The following is a 12,846-nucleotide window of genomic DNA, read 5'->3' on the forward strand; positions in this document are numbered from 1 at the left end:
CCGGAATCGCCATGTCGTGGTTCCGGGCCTTTTCACATTGCTGTCATGCGTTGTCGAAACAGAGCGGGCGATCGGCTTATGGATGCGCTTGCCAGAGATTGATGATGACGATATAGATGGCGACCATGTGGCAGGCGTAACCGGCCACCGTGCCCAGATGGAAGATCTCATGGAAACCGAATACTCTCGGCCAAGGATCCGGCTTGCGCAGCGCATAGACGACGGCACCGGCGATATAGCTGGCACCGCCGGCTGCCAGAAGAACGACCACCGCCGGCCCCGCGTAAGGCGAGAACCAGAACAGGTCAAGGAACGTCACCCCGGAGACGCCGAAGATGATGTAGACGGCGGTGTAGAGCCAACGGGGCGCGTTGATCCAGATGACGTGGATGAGCAATGCCACCAGCGTGCAGGTCCACATCCCGCCGATGACCCCGTTGCGCCAGTTGGGGGTCAGCGCGAACGACACGGGCGTATAGGTGCCGGCGATCAGCAGGAAGATGTTCATATGGTCGATGCGACGCAGCAGGTCCGTGGTTTTCGGCGACCAGTCGCCGAGATGGTAGGTCGCTGAATTGGTGAACAGAAACGTCGAGCAGATCATGAAGACGGCACACGCCCATTTCAGGGCCGCTCCTCGTGCCAGACAGATGAGCACGATTCCGGCGGACAGCGCCAATGGTGCCGTCACGGCATGGATCCAGCCGCGCAGCAGGGGTTTCGGACGCCCGTGCACGTCGAGACGGACTTTGCGGCCGGGCATGGGTGGCGGGGTGATGCCCAATGCTTGCGCGGCCTTCACCTCTCCTCGGGCGATGACGATTGCCGCCCGTTCGTCGGCTTTGCGACGAATGGTGTCGGCCTTGCTGTGCGCCTGGGTGCGGATGGCTTCGGCTTTCGCTTCCATGGCCTCTTGCTGCGCCTTGGTGACGTTCATCTTGATAGCATGAGAATTTGCCGTCGTTGGTGTTGAGACACGGGTGGCTGCATTCTGTTGCATTTTGTTGTTGCCGTCCGTTGCGCCGCTTTTCATTTTGGCATCATGATGCAGATTGATGGCTATGGTGCTGCCGTCTGCCAAGTTATTGACGGACTTCTTGGACATGGTCCCTCCAGAGTCTCAAATGCCTTTTCATCGGTTCGAGACGTTGCAAAAGCGTTGCGAAACGATGCTTGCTTACGCCAACGTAACTTACGTCATCGTAACCTAAGTTAATGACATATTTTCTTGGGACGGGCAACACTCGTGAAACCGTCTCATAGTATCATTGAATCATGGCTGATTTTGATGAGATTCTTGCCGCGCAGTCCGATTTCGACGCCGGCGACCGTGAATGGCTTCATTTGTTGGTGGCGGACTGGCAGGTTATCGCCGACCTGAGTTTTGCGGACCTGCTTCTGGTGGTGCGATGTGACGATGGCCGATACATCGTCGCCGAGCAATGCCGTCCCTCCACGGTGATGACGATGCGTAGTGATGACGCCGTCGGCAATGAGGTCTCCGAAAACTTCGTTGCCGAAATTGAGACGGCGATGAACATCGATGGTGTTCTGCATACCACGACGTTGCATCAGGTCGGGAAATCAAGTGTCTGTAACGTCTATGCGCCGGTACGCTGCGGCAACAAGACGCTTGGTGTGGTGGTGCGGGAGACCAATATGTCGACCCGGGAATCCAATGGCCGCTACGAATCCGAAAGCATCAACGCCGGCAAGATGCTCTTCGAGATGATTCCCCGTGGGCAGTTCCCGTATCATGACGCGTTGATGAGCCAGCAGCACAATGCCAGGGTTTCGGACGGGTTCATCATCCTCGACCCCAACGGCATCGTGAAGTATGCCGCTCCCAATGCCATCAGCTGCTTCCGCAGGCTGGGCGACGTCACCGCGATGGAAGGGCACTACTTAAGCGAAATCGGGACGCAACTGCTCCATCCCAAAGACCCGGTCCCCGAGACCCTTCCGCTGGTACTGAGCGGCAAGGCGGCCGCCGACTGCGAACTCGATGCCAACAATTCCATGGTCTCCATGCATTCGCTGCCGCTATACAACGAGACAGGCCGTGCCGGCGCCATCGTGTTGTGCCGCGATGTCACGGAACTGCGTCGCCGCGAACAGGAACTGCAGACCAAAGACGCCACCATCTCCGAAATCCACCACAGGGTCAAGAACAATCTGCAGACCGTGTCCGCATTGCTCCGCCTGCAGGCGAGAAAGACGAAATCGCAGGAGGTGAAAACCGAGCTCAAGGAGGCGCAGCGGCGCATCCAGACCATCGCCACTGTGCATGAAGGCCTGAGCCAGACCGTCGACGAGGTCGTTGACTACGACGCCGTGATTTCCAATCTCTTGAAGATGAGCGTCGACCTGGCCACGATGGACGATCAGCACATCCACATCCGTTACATCGGCAAGTTCGGCATGATGCCGGCGCAGGACGCCACGCCGCTTTCCCTGGTGCTGACCGAACTGATCACCAACGCGGTGGAGCACGGTTTCGAAGGCCGCAAGGAAGGCAACATCACCATTTCCGTGGGTCGTAGCGGCAATCACCTCAACGTGGTGGTCGAAGACGACGGCTCGGGGCTCGCGGCCGAGGAAGACAACGGCATGGCCCGAACCTCGGGTTCCGGGCTCGGCACGCAGATCATCAACACCTTCGTGACCAACGACTTCAACGGCACCGTGCGTTGGGGCGAGCGTCAGGGGGGAGGCACCAGGGTCATTCTCGACATCAACCTGCGTGCGGCTCAGGAAATCGACGAGCTGGAATAGCGCGTGCGTCCGCAACATTCGGTGTGCTTGATTTCCTGATATTCGGTGAATCCGCTACACACCGCGATTTTGCATATAAAAGTTCCCTTCCGGTTGCGATAAACCGGAAGGGAACTTTTATTAAAAAGAAACTTATCAATGATTACGCGCATCAGCGATGCGCGCGATCGAGCGGGTTCAGACCTGCATCTGCATGTTCTGGCTGCGACGGGCTCGCATGGCGCGGCGTTTCAAGGCGCGACGCTCATCCTCGCTCAGGCCTCCCCAGACGCCATAGTCCTGATTGGTGTCGAGTGCACACTTCAGGCACGCGTCGATGACCTTGCAGGTACGGCAGATGGCCTTGGCCTCTTCGATTTGCTGATAGGCTGCGCCCGTGTTGCCGACGGGGAAGAAAAGCTCGGGATCCTTGTCGCGGCATGCCGCTTTGGCTCGCCAATCAAAAGCATTACTCATAGAAGCAAACGACCTTCCTATTTGTCCTCGACTGCATTCCATACCTTAGATAACCACGAAAATCACATTTTTTCAAGGGTTTTCGCCAGAAAATATCGTGAATTTTCTTTGCGTCATGAATGTGTCTATTTTCTCGGTGGATTTGATGACACATCACACGTCGGATTCCAATATTGCGGCCCTGGCCATCCAGCCATTCCATGGTGCGGTTATTGCGAAATCGCACCGGCCAAAGTCCCCACTGTCCCAGGTGCGTGCGAACCGGAGGAAAGCTGTTCGAACAATTCGAGATTCTTCGTATCGTCCAGCAGGACCGTGGAGCCTATACCCCGCACGTAGTGGTTGGGGTCGGTCCAATAGACCGAGCCGGAGATTCCCTGTTTGCCGGTGGCCGCCTTGAACGCCGTGGCCATCTTCAGGAGCGTAAGCGGATTGGTCTTCTTGTCGACTTCGATGGAGGAGAGGGCGGCTTTGGCCACTTTCTGCGCCTTGGCCGGGCTTTTCATGGTGTCGCCGGACGAGGTTTTGCTCATAATCGCGCCGATGACCTGACGTTGCCGCTCTGCGCGGCCGAAATCGCCCTTGGGATCGGAATAGCGCATGCGGGAGAAAGCCAGTGCCGTGGCACCGTCCGCAGTGTGGCAGCCCGCCTGCCAGTTGAGCCCGGAACGCCAGTCGTTGACTGTGCGCTCGTAGCAGAGGTCGATCCCACCCAAGGCGTCAACCACCTTGGTCAGACCGTTGAACTTGATTTCGGCGACATGGTCGATTTTCTGTCCGGTGATGTCTTCGACCTCACCGGTGAGCGTCTTCTTGCTCTGTGTCTCGGCCACGGCATTGATTTTCATGCTGGTGCCGTCGACCTTGACCAGTGAATCACGCGGAATCGAAACCAGCGAGGCGCTGCCATGCGTTGGCTTGGTGAGTACGAGTATGGTGTCGGTGCGGAAACCCGGTGTGTCATCGGCGCTTCCGCCCACTCCCGTTTCGTCGCGCTCATCGGAGCCGAGCACCAGCCACGAGGTGCCGTTGGTATCGGCCTTGGCGGTCAGCCAGTCGCCTTTGTCAAGCTGTGAATCGGCCCAATTGAAGCAGCCGAAGAGCGCCAAAATGATAATGAGCAGGATAACCAGCACAACGGTGGGTATCCAATGGTGTTTTTTATGAGGCTTGGCAGCCTCGTTGCCAAACCCTGATGGCTGCGCACGGTTCGGACGTTGCGGCGGCATTGCAGCGCCGCCATATGCGCGTGAGGAATTGCGGGAAGTAGACGAACGTGGTGATGAAGCGACACGTGAGGAACCAGCACTTTGACGTGGTGCATGAGTCTGGGCCGCAATTGGTGCAGCCGGTTCTTGGATCGGCTGACGGCTGGTCGCTCTTTTACGCGGTTTGACCGGTGAGAAAGCGGGGGGAGTCTGTGGGGCGGAAGGGACGGGGACACGTCCGGTGTCCGGACGCTTGCGAACGCCGGACGGTATGAAGCTGGGCGGGTTGCCCTGAGCGTCGTATCCACCTGACTGCTTGACCATAAACCCTCCCGAAAGCTAAAAGCAGTTACTACTTTTACTCGCGAGAGGGTGGTAAGAGGGCAGTGTTCGCTTACTTCTGCGCAGGAACCGCACATACGGTTGCGTTGAGGTACTGGTTGGCGACACCCATGTACTGGCCGGTGACCGGATCGCGTATCATGCCGTTCTTCTTGTCGACGCTTCCGCCGGTAACGGGATCGATGAGCCTGCCGTCGGAGGTCGTGATCAGACCGGTCGTAGGATCCAGCGTGCCTTGCTGCGTCTGGGTTTGGGTGCCATTGGAACTTTGGCCCTGGCTCGTCGCGCCTTGATTCTGGTTCGTCGCGCCTTGGCTCTCACTCTGGCCGGATGTGCCGTGTGAGGGCGTGTCGGACTGGACCAGCGGCTTGTATTCGCGCAGCGTTCTCCAGGTCTCGTCGGCATTGCTCGCCCAAACGACGCGGTTTTTCGGGTCGCTGGGTGCAGGAACGACCGAAATGGTGCGTGCATAGAGATGATCTGGCTTCATATTGTGCAGGCTCAGAGCAAGCCCTGCCAAGGTGGTGGCGTTGGAAAGGCCGCTTGAGATGCTCAGCGATTTCAGCGCCTCATTGGCCAGACGATAAAGCTGGGCACTGTTGGTCAGCAGGTTTTTCGACAACGCCTCGGTCAGCAGCTCCTTGACCAGATACTGCTGGCGTGCGGTACGCATGATATCGCTGCCGTCGGTGCCGATGCCGTGGCGCATACGGGCGTATTCGGTGGCCTGCGTTCCGTCGAGATGCTGAAGGCCTTGTTTGAGCTCAAGACCGGTGAAAGAGTCTTTTACATCGGTCGGCAGGCAGACGTTGACCCCGCCAATGGCGTTGATCATGCCTTGCAGGCCTTGGAAATCGACGACGATGAAATGCTCGAGCTTCAGCCCGGTGAGTGCGTTGACCGCGTTCATGGTGCAGCTTGCGGCACTCGCCAGATCGCCGCCCACGTTCCAACCGGCCGCGAAGATGGAGTTGAACATCACGTTATGGCGTGCGGGAACCGTGCCTTTGCTGGTCTGGCAGCTCGGTGCGTTGACCAGGGAATCGCGGGGGATGGAGACCAGATTGATGTAGGAGCGGTCGGCGCTGATCTGCACCACCATCGAGGTGTCGGCGTTGTGCTCGCCTTTTTCATCGGTGCCGCCGAGAGTGGCATTGTCGCCGCCATCGCGTGTATCCTGCCCCAAAACGAGGAATTCGATGGGTTTGCCCGCATTCGGGTCGACCAGTTTCTCCTCTTTGCCGTGTGGCTGGATAATGGGCTTGATCGGCGTGGGGGCGTTCGCCAGAGTGTAGGCGCCCACACCTACTGCGGTGGATACGAATACGACAACGGCCACCAAAGTCATGATGATGGCGCTACGCAACCGGTGGCGAATGATATAGGCGGTACCGTGCATGGGTTTGGGGGAGTGCCACCCGCCGAGGTTGGGTATCTTGAGGTCTTTGATACGGTGTGAAGCCATATCTCGCCTTTCTGTTTACCGTCCGGCCGAAGTCTCAAAGCCGTCACGGGACTGCCATTCATTATTCCTAGAGGGCATTGTATGCCTAGAGGTTGAATTTTTTCTGAAAATCTGGTCTACGAGCCGCATTGCGCATGAATATCGAGTATACCCAGCATCATGTATCAGCATGAATTCTTTCATACTGATTTTCCGGCACGGTAGCGAGGCCTTCGTCTACACTGGTGAGCATGAGTTCCAACGGCAGTGTCGATATACAGCGAATTGTGGCCGAGGTCATCGGCTCCAGACCCCGAGTCAAGGGGCAGAGCGTCGACCGAAGCGTCGCCGCGATTGTCACCGTTGAACACGATGTACGGTTTTTCCCCACGACCCTGCGTGCCTTGATGGCCCAGAAGGTCTTGCCCCGCACCATCGTCATCGCCGATTGCACGGGCGGCACCGCACAGCCGATGCGTACCGGCTTCACTGTCTCCGCCTTGCCCGAACTTGGCCATGGGGCCGCGCAGCGCTTGATTCCCGAACCTCCCGAACGCGTCGATGTCCAACTGGTGCGCGCCGCCGGGGCTCGTTCCTTTTCCGACGCCATCGGCAAGGCCTTTCGTTATGCCAGCCTCCCCGCTTCCGTCCGCGCGCTGTGGCTTTTGCATGACGATTCCAGACCGGTGGGCGATGGATGCCTGGAGGCTTTGGTCGAGGCTTGGCACAACACGCCCACGGTTTCGTTGATCGGTGCCAAACAGCTTGATTGGACCGGTTCCGCGCTTCACAATGTCGGCAGCTACGCCGGCAGGCATCGTCTGGAAAGCCTCGTGGTCGATGGCGAACCCGATCAGGAACAATATGACGGGCGTGCCGATGTGTTCGCAGTCTCCCTGGCGGGTGCCCTGCTTCCCCTGCAGACGAAGAAAGAGACCGGGGAGATCAATCCCTGGTTTACGACCTTCGCCGAAGGTGCCGATTTCTCGCGCCGTATATGTGAGAGCGGGGGGCGTGTCATCGTGGTGCCGCAGGCCCATATCGCACACCGTCGCGCACGTTTCGAAGGTATCCGTACGCGGGCCGGTGGCCCCATCGACGAAGAGAATCCGGCCGATGCGACATCCGCCGTCCTCGATGCCGCCCAAAAATACTATTACACCGATATCCGCACACTGTTCTGGCCGCTGTTGTGGGTGTTCAATCTGTTTCGTGCACTGTGGTATGCCACAGGCGCTCTTCTGGCCAAAAACCCATGGCGGTCGTGGTACATATTATGCCTGCCGTGGCGTGTGCTTGGTCAGTTGCCGCAGATGATTCGCGCGCGGCGTCAGCAGAATCTGCGTCACGGGGCGGGTTCAACGGCTTTGGAGTTGCTTTCGGCGGACCGCAAACAGATCGAGGAATGGCGCAAACGCAGCCGTGCCCTCGACAGTCAGCAGCACACGCAGCTTCTTTCTCCTCTTGCCAAAGGCCATCTGCGTATGCGTGCGATACGGCGTTTCGGTTTTGCGGCCTTTATGGCTGTTGTGGCTGTGGTGACGGTCAGCGTTTGAATGGGACGTGTTCCGTCAGGCATTGGGCGGCGCCAGCCTCTATTCGCCGTCATTGCTTGCAAGCGGGTCGAGTTTCTCGACATTGCTTTCGGCGGCCAGCACTCCGTGGGCTTTTGGCGTGGGTGTCGGTGTGCCGGCGCCGCCCGCTCCATGGTTGATGGTCTGGCTGGTGGCCTCTGTCATTACGATTGGTCATCCCGTCACCGCTATTTCATTGATGTTCTTTTTCGCTGCTCCTGCCATGGCACTGGCTTTCTGGGCATTGGCGGGCGTATTCACCCGTTCCGACTGGGTGCGGGTGGTCGTTGGCCTGCTGTGGGTGGCCTTGGCCTTTGCTTTGGGTGCGTTCGGCAGCGCGAATGTTCCATTGCTGATGGTGATGGTGTTCCTTCCGGCTGCTTTTGCGTTCACGTTCAAGGCCGTGGGGATGTACGGCACGGAGGATCTGGTGCATTCCCACGCGTCCGTGCAGGCTGCGGGTTGTGCGGCATTGTGTTTCGCGGTCACGGTTGCCTGTGAACCGCAGCTGATGTTTCCGCTGGTCATCTGCCTTGTTCTCTTCTTGGGTTTTGTCCGTTCGCACCGGCTGATGCTGTTGCTGATCCCGGTGCCGGGGTTGGTGCTTTTGCTTCCTACACTGGTCAATAGCGTCCACTACGCAAGTGTGGGGGCTTGGCGGCAGCTGTTCGCTGATGTCCTTCAGCCTCTGCCGGATTCCGCGCCGGCATCGCTTTCTTTCGGACAGGTCATCTCCCGCGCCTTTGCTCTTCCGCTTGGAGCCGATATGCGCGTGCAGCCGTTCAGCCAGCGCGGCTTTGAAGTTCTGGCGATCTTGGTGGCGTTGTGTGTCATCGTGGTAGTGGCTCTGGTCGCGTTGCTGCTGCCGTTCGCTCTTCGTGCCTCGAGGATGATGTGGTTCGTCGCGCTCACCGGTCTCGTGCTGGCCATGGTGGCCTCGAGAATCTGCGTGTCGGTCAAGGGCGGCGACGTCTTCTCCGCGTCTGTGCTTCCGGGAGTGGTGCTGACCCTTTTGGCATTGCTTTCCTGTGCCTGCATCGTTTCCGGCGGTGCCGTCAAGCGTTTCGTTCCTTTGAGGATTTCGGAAAGCGAACAGGATAAAGCGAATGTTGAATCCAACGGTGTCAAAGGCAGGGTCAAAGGCGTGGCCATTGCCTTCGGCCGTGCCCTGCTTGTCGTGGTTCTGGCGCTTTCCGCCTGCCTGGCCGCGGCATTCGGCATGGTGTCGCGTGGCAATGAGGTAGCGGCCAGCGATGCCGGATTGCCGATGGTGGCCGTCGACTACCTGCACGACAAGGAGAGCCATCGCATACTGGCGCTTCGGGCCGTGGCCGACAACCACATCGATTTTTCTGTGATGCGTTCGCGGCGTGGCGACCTCGTCGACGTTTCGCCGGCATGGAACGCCAGTGTGGCCTCCGGCGCCAGTGACCTGTCGGTCGACCTGATCGCAAAGGCCAGCAGCGAACTGCTTTCCAACGGCAATGACGATGCCATCGAAACACTAGCCAAGCTGGGATTCGGCGGGATTTATGTCTCCGGCGACAAATCTGCCTCCGACAAGGATGCCACGCTGCGTCTGATCAGCAATATCAACTCCAGCGACGGGGCACAATCGGTGGTGAACGCGGCGAACGGTACCTATTACAGGTTGACAAAAGTTGACGAAAATAAACAAGGTGTGTCGATGAAAGGGCAGAACAAAGCCCAGCGCAGTGTCTGGCGCAAGACCTGGCTATGGTGCTTGGGCATGGTGATGGTGGTTTATGTCCTGGTGGCAATACCGAGAACGCGTAGATATGGTTGGGATCAGGCATGAAGGGTACGGAGAATCCAATGAACAATGATATGGATCGAGACGAGCATCGTTCAGCCGTTGAACAGGTCCGGCACGCTGTTCCCGCACCACCGGCCCCTCCAACGGTTCTTGGCGGTTCCGGTTATGCCGGCGGCGCGTTGGATGCCAATGAGGCCCAGGGGTCTGGGCAACAAGGCTCGGCAAGCCCGGGGGCATCTCGCTCACGGTCGGCTTCGCGGGTCGTATTGGCGGTGATCACCGTTGTGGTATTGGTCGCTTTGATTGTGGCCGTAGTGCTGGTGCCGCTGCCCGGCTGGCTTGTTGATTCCCCCAAAGCCGGCAATGCCACCGGGGCGCAACAGGTCGATCAGACGGATCTGACCTATTATTGCCCATCCCGCATGGCGCTGTCAGACAATGGTAAATATGGCGACAGCGCTTTCCAATCCTCCGAAGGCAACGAGACCTCGTCGGCCCGGTATTCCGCTTTCGGTTCCGTCTATGAAGCGAGCGTCGGAGCGGTCACCGATGGCAGCGTTGCCGATAACAAGAAACTCACCGGGGACGACACGCTCGACAGCGCCACGGTCAAAACCTATTCCGGCACTGTCGATCAGGGCTCGCAAGCGTTCGAAACGCGTCTGTTGAAGGCAAAGTCCGGTACGGGTGCTGCGGCATCCGTGGCCTCTTGGGCCAGCGAAGGCGATCTGAAAGGTCTGGCTGCTTCCACTTGCGTCGTTCCGGCGCTCGAACAGGATTTCCTGCTCGGCCCGACCACCACCGGCTCCACACAGCAACTGTCCGTGGCCAATTTCTCCTCGAAAGCCACCTCGTTGCAGGTTCAGGTCTGGAGTACCAAACATGGTTCCCCTCTGCAGCTTTCCACCGGCAATGTCGTCAATATCGGCGCCAACGGTGAGACGACCTTGGAACTATCGGCGGCGGCATCCGGTGCTGAGGCGCTTTTTGTGAAGGTCAAGAGCAAAGAGACGCCGATTGCCGCGGTCGTACGTAGCGTGGAGCTTGATGGCCTGAACGCCAAAGGCTCGGATTATGCAGTGCCGTTGAGCCCAGCTTCCGAGAAGGTTTATCTGCCCGGTGTCGTCGGTGACGACCAGGTCGGCGTTTTCGCCAGAGCGGAGCATGATACCGATTTGAGCCTTTCGTGGGTTGACGGCAACGGGGTGTCACCGGCCAAGACGCAACATCTTGAAGCCGGCAAGGTCGTGCCGATTGATCTGGGCAAGGCGCCCGACGGCGTCTCTGGGCTCCAAGCGAGTGCGGCGAGTCCTGTCAATGTGACGGCGAAAGTGACCCAAAACGCCGATTCCGGCACCGATTTCGCCTATGTGACGCCTTCTCAGGCATTCCCGCAATCGGCTCTCGTGGTTTCTGACCATACCGAAGCAACGGTTATGTTACTCAATACCAGCGATAGCGCAACCAAGGCAACCTTGCGGGGATACGATGCTTCGGGCAAGCCTGTCGGAGACAAACAGGTCAGCCTTCCGGCCAACGCCGGGGCGAGTATCGCGGCCAAGGACGTGGGCGACAACGCCGTGATGTTCACGTTGAAGAACGGCAGTAACGTCTCGATGGGGATGAGGCTGACCCAGCCGGATGTGACGGTTGCCAAGCTTGCCTCGGTGGCCTATCTTGGCTCTGCAGGGCTTGAACCGCGCAATATGAAGGTTTGGGTCAACGGCAATGCCGGGATTGTACGCTGAACTGACGGCAAGCTGTTCCGTCCATTACACGGTTATCGTTTTGTGATAACGGCAAGATGACGGCAATGGGGATTTTATGAAATGCCATGCCGCCCGGCAACGTGCGCGACCATGGTGAAGCCGGACGAGAATTTTTCTGCTGATGCGTTATAATTCGGTGCCGGTCCAGTCGGGATCGATTTCCTCGGGTCTGCGGCCGTAGAGATCGGCAATTCTGGAGACAAGGGCGTCACGGATGGCCCATTCGAGTTCGGTTTTGTCGCGGTGGTGCATCTGCATGGGCAGACGGTAGAGCACGATGCGTGCAGGGATGCCGTGGTTGGCCGCGAAACTCTGCGAGGTCGGGTTGCGTCTGGGTTCCCAGGGCGCGGGAGTGGACGGCGGCACATCCTCGACGGCGAACTGCAACGGGCGTACGAGTTCGGGCCATGCCGAGAGCAGACGTCGGATCTGGGAGGAGACCATATCGTCGAACATGCCGCAACGAGAGCGGTAGCGAGGCAGGCGTACGCCGAACATCGGGGTTCTCGCGCCGCGTCCGTGCCGATTTCGATAGACGTGGGTCTGCCAAGGTGGTCGCAACATGGTTTCATTCTATGGTGCGGCATAGGCATTGGTGGTCGTACCATAAGAAAATACCGAGTGGGTAACAGTCCACACGAACGAACGGAGCGATCGATGGCAGCAGGAGCGAATGCGGCGATAGGGCTGTGGCAGGACCACGACCTTTCCGGACTGGTGGACGGCGCAAAGGTGATCGCGTTCGACCTGGACAATACGCTGGCCCGTTCGAAGAAGCCGATGCATGCCGACATGGCCTCGCGTTTCTCGACGCTGACACGCCTCATCGATGTGGCGGTGATCACCGGCGGCCGATTCGAACTGGCCAAAAGCCAGGTGCTCGACGTGCTCGAACCGGATGCCTGCCGTTCACGCATCCATGTCATGCCGACCAGCGGCACGCGCTATTTCCGTTGGCAAAAAGGGCGATGGCAATGCGTCTATTCCAACGATCTTGATATGGCCGACCGTCGACGTGCCGTCGCGTCCATCGAGCGACACGCCAGTGAACAGGGAATCTGGTTGGAACACACCTGGGGCCCCCGTATCGAGGATCGTGGCAGCCAGATCACGTTTTCGGCATTGGGTCAGGAGGCGCCGGTGGAAGAGAAGGAACGTTGGGACCCGGACAACAGCAAGAAAAACCGTCTTGCCGAGGCCGTCGGCGCCGATCTGCCCAATCTCGTGGTTCGTTCCGGAGGATCGACCAGCATTGATATCTCCGAGCGTGGGGTGGATAAGGCCTATGCGGTACGCAGGCTCTGCGATATCTTGGGTTGCTCGGTCGACCAGGTTGTTTTCATTGGCGACCGCATGGATCCGGACGGCAACGACTATCCCGCTGCCGTCATCGGTACGAAGCCGATTCTTGTGGCCGGTCCCCATGACACGCTTCAGGTCTGTGACCGTCTCACCGCCGCCTTGTCCTGATTGCGACACGCCCGAAATGTGGATAACCCAT

General features: G+C 58.8%; 11 protein-coding genes. 5 read left to right on the forward strand and 6 right to left on the reverse strand.

Annotation, left to right across the window (positions count from 1 at the left end):
• Window positions 1-76 precede the first annotated feature (76 nt).
• On the reverse strand, window positions 77-937 hold the full coding sequence (locus tag OZX74_RS03550; protein ID WP_277157406.1) for a hemolysin III family protein: 861 nt from the start codon (window positions 935-937) through the stop codon (window positions 77-79).
• A gap of 338 nt (window positions 938-1,275) precedes the next feature.
• Between OZX74_RS03550 and OZX74_RS03555 the strand changes: the two genes are divergently transcribed.
• Window positions 1,276-2,775, forward strand: a complete 1,500-nt coding sequence (locus tag OZX74_RS03555) for a PAS domain-containing sensor histidine kinase (protein ID WP_277157160.1) — start codon at window positions 1,276-1,278, stop codon at window positions 2,773-2,775.
• Window positions 2,776-2,952: 177 nt separating this feature from the next.
• Here OZX74_RS03555 and OZX74_RS03560 read toward each other — a convergent pair whose 3' ends face one another.
• From OZX74_RS03560 to OZX74_RS03570, 3 genes are all read right to left on the reverse strand, one after another.
• Complete coding sequence (locus OZX74_RS03560) at window positions 2,953-3,231, reverse strand: WhiB family transcriptional regulator (protein ID WP_277144447.1); 279 nt, start codon at window positions 3,229-3,231, stop codon at window positions 2,953-2,955.
• Between the two features lie 209 nt (window positions 3,232-3,440).
• Window positions 3,441-4,763 (reverse strand): LCP family protein, encoded by a 1,323-nt coding sequence (locus tag OZX74_RS03565; RefSeq protein WP_277157161.1) that lies wholly within the window; start codon window positions 4,761-4,763, stop codon window positions 3,441-3,443.
• A gap of 70 nt (window positions 4,764-4,833) precedes the next feature.
• Entirely contained in the window at window positions 4,834-6,246 is a 1,413-nt protein-coding gene (locus OZX74_RS03570; RefSeq protein ID WP_277157162.1) for an LCP family protein, read from the reverse strand.
• A 230-nt stretch (window positions 6,247-6,476) separates the two neighbouring features.
• On the opposite strand from OZX74_RS03570, the gene OZX74_RS03575 reads away from it, so the two are divergent.
• Window positions 6,477-7,781, forward strand: coding sequence for a glycosyltransferase family 2 protein (locus OZX74_RS03575; RefSeq protein ID WP_277157163.1), 1,305 nt, complete (start codon window positions 6,477-6,479; stop codon window positions 7,779-7,781).
• 39 nt (window positions 7,782-7,820) lie between these two features.
• On the opposite strand, the gene OZX74_RS03580 is transcribed toward OZX74_RS03575, so the two are convergent.
• On the reverse strand, window positions 7,821-7,964 hold the full coding sequence (locus tag OZX74_RS03580) for a hypothetical protein (protein WP_277157164.1): 144 nt from the start codon (window positions 7,962-7,964) through the stop codon (window positions 7,821-7,823).
• Between OZX74_RS03580 and OZX74_RS03585 the strand changes: the two genes are divergently transcribed.
• Together OZX74_RS03585 and OZX74_RS03590 are read left to right on the forward strand one after the other, a co-directional pair.
• The gene (locus tag OZX74_RS03585; RefSeq protein WP_277157165.1) at window positions 7,951-9,618 is read left to right on the forward strand and encodes a hypothetical protein; all 1,668 of its coding nucleotides are present in this window, start codon (window positions 7,951-7,953) and stop codon (window positions 9,616-9,618) included. The genes OZX74_RS03580 and OZX74_RS03585 overlap by 14 nt on opposite strands.
• A gap of 17 nt (window positions 9,619-9,635) precedes the next feature.
• Window positions 9,636-11,324: a DUF5719 family protein gene (locus OZX74_RS03590; protein WP_277157166.1), complete on the forward strand. Its 1,689-nt coding sequence runs from the start codon at window positions 9,636-9,638 to the stop codon at window positions 11,322-11,324.
• Between the two features lie 147 nt (window positions 11,325-11,471).
• On the opposite strand, the gene OZX74_RS03595 is transcribed toward OZX74_RS03590, so the two are convergent.
• The gene (locus tag OZX74_RS03595; RefSeq protein ID WP_277157167.1) at window positions 11,472-11,909 is read right to left on the reverse strand and encodes a metallopeptidase family protein; all 438 of its coding nucleotides are present in this window, start codon (window positions 11,907-11,909) and stop codon (window positions 11,472-11,474) included.
• 93 nt (window positions 11,910-12,002) lie between these two features.
• On the opposite strand from OZX74_RS03595, the gene OZX74_RS03600 reads away from it, so the two are divergent.
• The gene (locus OZX74_RS03600) at window positions 12,003-12,815 is read left to right on the forward strand and encodes an HAD-IIB family hydrolase (protein WP_277157168.1); all 813 of its coding nucleotides are present in this window, start codon (window positions 12,003-12,005) and stop codon (window positions 12,813-12,815) included.
• Window positions 12,816-12,846 lie beyond the last annotated feature (31 nt).

The organism is Bifidobacterium sp. ESL0798 (assembly GCF_029395415.1).
Classification (GTDB): domain Bacteria; phylum Actinomycetota; class Actinomycetes; order Actinomycetales; family Bifidobacteriaceae; genus Bifidobacterium.

Coding starts and splice junctions, on each gene's coding strand:
- OZX74_RS03550 (WP_277157406.1), bottom strand. CDS start 937: ATGAACGTCACCAAGGCGCAGCAAGAGGCCATGGAAGCGAAAGCCGAA.
- OZX74_RS03555 (WP_277157160.1), top strand. CDS start 1,276: ATGGCTGATTTTGATGAGATTCTTGCCGCGCAGTCCGATTTCGACGCC.
- OZX74_RS03560 (WP_277144447.1), bottom strand. CDS start 3,231: ATGAGTAATGCTTTTGATTGGCGAGCCAAAGCGGCATGCCGCGACAAG.
- OZX74_RS03565 (WP_277157161.1), bottom strand. CDS start 4,763: ATGGTCAAGCAGTCAGGTGGATACGACGCTCAGGGCAACCCGCCCAGC.
- OZX74_RS03570 (WP_277157162.1), bottom strand. CDS start 6,246: ATGGCTTCACACCGTATCAAAGACCTCAAGATACCCAACCTCGGCGGG.
- OZX74_RS03575 (WP_277157163.1), top strand. CDS start 6,477: ATGAGTTCCAACGGCAGTGTCGATATACAGCGAATTGTGGCCGAGGTC.
- OZX74_RS03580 (WP_277157164.1), bottom strand. CDS start 7,964: ATGACAGAGGCCACCAGCCAGACCATCAACCATGGAGCGGGCGGCGCC.
- OZX74_RS03590 (WP_277157166.1), top strand. CDS start 9,636: ATGAACAATGATATGGATCGAGACGAGCATCGTTCAGCCGTTGAACAG.
- OZX74_RS03595 (WP_277157167.1), bottom strand. CDS start 11,909: ATGTTGCGACCACCTTGGCAGACCCACGTCTATCGAAATCGGCACGGA.
- OZX74_RS03600 (WP_277157168.1), top strand. CDS start 12,003: ATGGCAGCAGGAGCGAATGCGGCGATAGGGCTGTGGCAGGACCACGAC.